Genomic DNA, 2,173 nt, shown 5'->3' on the forward strand with positions numbered 1-2,173 from the left:
CAAGCCGCACGCCGCCGCGGTGGCGCAGCGCTTCGTGGAACTGGGCTTCAAACTGGTAGCGACGCACGGCACCGCCGCGGTGCTGGAGAAGGCCGGGCTGGCCGTGGACCGCGTCTACAAGGTCAAGGAAGGACGGCCCAACGTGGTGGACCTGATCAAGGGGGACAAGATCCAGCTCATCATCAACACCCCGCATGGCCCCGACCCATTCTTCGACGAGAAGGCCATCCGGCGCGCCGCCATCACCCACCACATCCCCACCATCACCACCTTGAGTGCGGCGCGGGCTGCCGCCGAAGGCATCGCCGCCCTGCAGCGCGGCGAGGTCACGGTGCGCGCCCTGCAGCAACTGCACGCCGAGCGCTTCGCCGCGCGGTGAGCCGTGCGCCTGCTGGCCGCTGCTCTCGTCGGATGCCTGGCTCTCGGCGGTGCCACGTCATGCCAGGCTCAGATTCCCCTTCGACTGGAGCCGTACGAAAGCGGGCCCCTGCCCGGCGTCCCGCAGGATTGGGTCTCCAGTGAGATCCACTGCGACGACGACGGCAACCTCTACATCTACGAGACTCTCGACGACGAGGCCAACACCAGCTACGTGCTGCGCTTCGATGACCACGGGCAGAACCTGGTGCGCTTCGAGCCGGGCAACGTCCCCGAACTGCGCAAGCTGGCCGACTGGGGGCGGATCGCGATCGGCCCCCGCGGCGAGGTCTACCTGGTCGCCTCGGAGGTCGACGAGCAGGAGAACTTCGTGGCCGCGTACGTCGCCACCTTCGATCGTGACGGGACCTTCCTGCGCAGCACGCGCGTCGAAGGCGGTGTGGAGCCGCGCGCCCTGGCGGCCTTCGGCTCGGGCGACTGGCTGATCTCCGGCTGGGAGCACCGGGACGGGAAACAGCTTCCTGTGACCGCGGTCTTCAGCGAGCGCGGGCAGATGCAGGCGCGCGTACGGATGAGCGGCCCGAAGCCGAAGGAGGCGCAGCGGCCACCGCCAGAGGCTGAAATCCAGGCCCTGGTGCTCTCCGCGCTGGCCGTCCGCGCCGGCAACGGCGACGTGATGGTGGGCCAAGGTGGATCGGTCTACGAGATCGCCCCCAGTGGCGAGGTGGTGCGCCACTTCGCCATCCTGGCGCCCAAAGGGACTGCGCTGCGGAAAGTGCGGCCCTTCGCCGGGCAGATCGCCCTGCTATTCGAGGGAACAGCCGACCCTACGGGCAGCAGCGCGCCCGGAGTGCTTCGCATCGTGGACCCGCTTACCGGACACACTACCGCCGAGTACGCTGCGGACCTCTCCCGTCTGGGCAGGTTCGCCTGTGCCGACGATCGCGGCTTCAGCTTCGTGCGCAGCAACCAGAACCTCCAACTCGAGCTGGTCGTCGCGCGGCCGCAATAGCCGCACTCAGCCGGTAGGCTAGAATGGCTGCTTCTCCAGGAGCCGCTACGATGCCTGCCGAAGCCAGAGAACCTGCCGCACTCCCCGCTTCCTTCATCACCCCGGAGTACATCGAGGACTTCCGCCGCGCCGCCCATCAGGCGGTGGACTGGGTGGCGGAGTACCTGCGCGATCCGCGCCGCTATCCCGTGGTGGCGCGCGTCCAGCCCGGCGAATTGATGGACGCGCTGCCGGCCGCCGCGCCCGAGCAGGGCGAACCCTACGAGCGCATCTGGCACGACTTCGAGCAGAAGATCCTGCCCGCGGTGACCCACTGGAACCACCCCGGCTTCTTCGCCTTCTTTGCCACCAGTTCGTGCGCTCCCGCCATCCTGGGCGAATTCCTGTGCGCCGCGCTCAACACCAACGGCCTGCACTGGAAAACCTCGCCGGCGCTGGCTGAGCTGGAGCAGGTCTCGCTGGCCTGGCTGCGGCGCTGGATGGGCCTTCCGGAAGAGTTCTTCGGCATCATCTACGACACCGCTTCGGTGGGCAGCCTGCACGCCATCGCCTGCGCCCGCGAGATGGTGGATCCGGAGGCCCACGCGCGCGGCAGCCTGGGCGACCTGGTGCTCTACACCTCGGAGCAGGCGCACTCGTCGATTGAGAAGGACGCCATCGCGCTGGGCATCGGGCAGGCGAACGTGCGGAAGATCGCGACCGACGCCGAATTCCGCATGCGCCCCGAGGCGCTGAGCGCCGCCATCCAGCAGGACCTGGCCGCGGGGCGCAGACCCTTCTGCG

Annotated in this window: 3 protein-coding genes; all 3 read left to right on the forward strand. The window is 68.8% G+C overall.

Features of this window, described 5'->3' with window-relative positions; all coding sequences use genetic code 11:
* Positions 1-379 (forward strand): carbamoyl phosphate synthase large subunit (carB, locus tag VEG08_15085; GenBank protein ID HXZ29317.1); only part of this gene is annotated, 379 nt, incomplete at its 5' end.
* 3 nt (positions 380-382) lie between these two features.
* Positions 383-1,390, forward strand: coding sequence for a hypothetical protein (locus VEG08_15090; protein HXZ29318.1), 1,008 nt, complete (start codon positions 383-385; stop codon positions 1,388-1,390).
* Positions 1,391-1,440: 50 nt separating this feature from the next.
* A partial coding sequence (locus VEG08_15095; GenBank protein ID HXZ29319.1) for a pyridoxal-dependent decarboxylase occupies positions 1,441-2,173 on the forward strand: 733 nt, incomplete at its 3' end.

The organism is Terriglobales bacterium, from assembly GCA_035624475.1.
GTDB lineage: Bacteria > Acidobacteriota > Terriglobia > Terriglobales > Acidobacteriaceae > DASPRL01.